A 1,493-nucleotide genomic window follows, 5' to 3' on the forward strand; every position below is an offset into this window, starting at 1 on the left:
CGAGCCGCTCGCAGCGGTGCCGGGCCCGGTCCACGGCGGACGCGGCGCCGCCCTCCGCGGCCTCGGCCGAGGCCAGCGCGGTGTCCAGGGCCGCGAGGTCGGGGGCGGGCCCGGCGGCGGCCCCGGCCAGCGTCCGGTCGGCGAGCAGGTCGCGGACGAGGGCCTCCTCGTCGTCGAAGCGGCGGAGCCGGTCGCGCAGCGCGGCCTGGTCCTCGTCGGGCATCGCGGCGGCTTCCACCTCGTCGGGCGTGCGGAAGCCCTCTTCCTCGGCGGTCGTCTTGGCGCGCGCGCGGGCGGCGGCGAGTTCCTCGGCGGCGCGGCCGGCCTCCCGCAGCGCGTCCATCGCCTCGGCCAGCGCGTCGGCCTCCCGGCCGAGCCGGTCGATGCGCGCCTCCAGGGTCGGGTCGGTGCCGCGCGCCTCGTCCAGCGCGTCCCGCAGCCGCGCCTCCTCGGCGTCGAGCTCCGCGCGCCGGATGCGGTTCGCGGTGAGCGCCTGCACGTTGCCGTGCTGGGCGTCGCGGACGCGTTCCAGCTCCTGCTCGGCGCGGTGCAGGACGGACTCCAACCGGTCGGCCTCCGCCGCGCGGGCCGTCGCCGTCGCGAGCGCCTCCTCGGCCTCGCCCAGCTCCTCGGCCAGCGCCTCGGCGGCCAGCTCGCCGACCGTCTCCAGGAGGCCGTCGCGCTCGGTGCGCAGCGCCTCCACCTGGCGTGCCGCGTTCTCCCGGTCGTGCTGGGCCCGGTCGGCGGCCTCCTGCGCCGCATCGACCTGCTCCTCGGTCGGGATCAGCGCGAGCGAGGTGACCGGGGCCGGATGCTCGGTGGAGCCGCAGACCCGGCAGGGCTCGCCCTCCTTGAGGTCCTCGGCGAGGACGGCCGCCATGCCGTCCAGCCGCGCCTGCCGCAGGTCGAGGACGTGCTGGCGGGCGTCCTGCGCGGCGTCGACCGCGTCGCGGTGGGCGGCCTCCGCCTCCTCGAGCAGGTGCCCGACCCGGTCGCGGCGGTGCGCCGCGTCCAGCCGGCGCAGCGTGTCGGCCACCGCGGCCTCGGCGTCCGCCGCCCCCGCCGCGGCGATCCTGGCCTCGTCCAGCTCGGCACGGCCCGCCTCGACGACGCCCGGCGGCTCGGCGCGGGCCGCGGCGATCCGCGCCTCCTCGGGCTCCAGGCGCGCCAGCTCGCGGGCCAGCTCCGCCCGCTCCGCCTCCAGCTCGGCGAGCCGCGCGCCCTCCTGGCGGCGGTCGGCCAGTTTGGCCGTCTCGGCGCGGCGGGCCCGCTCGGCCTTCGCGAGGACATCCTCCGAAGCGTTCGGCGGGAGCAGCGCCGCGACCCGGGAGCGGGTCTCCTCGGCCCACCGGCGCGCCTGCCCCGCGCGGGCGTGCCGGTCCTGGACGGCCCGCACCAGCGGGACGACCCGGTCGGCGCGCGCGGCGGCGTCGAGCGCGGATGCCAGCCGCGACCGCTCCTCGGCGCGCGCGGCCAGCGCGTCGCGGCGCGCG

The 1,493-nt window shown here is 80.4% G+C and carries 1 pseudogene; it reads right to left on the reverse strand.

The window, feature by feature from the left end:
• Positions 1–1,493 (reverse strand): annotated as a pseudogene (locus tag ABD296_RS49290) (AAA family ATPase); the annotation flags it as partial.

Origin of the sequence: Actinomadura napierensis (genome assembly GCF_039529375.1) — a bacterium.
In the GTDB taxonomy this organism is placed as follows: Bacteria; Actinomycetota; Actinomycetes; order Streptosporangiales; family Streptosporangiaceae; genus Spirillospora; species Spirillospora napierensis.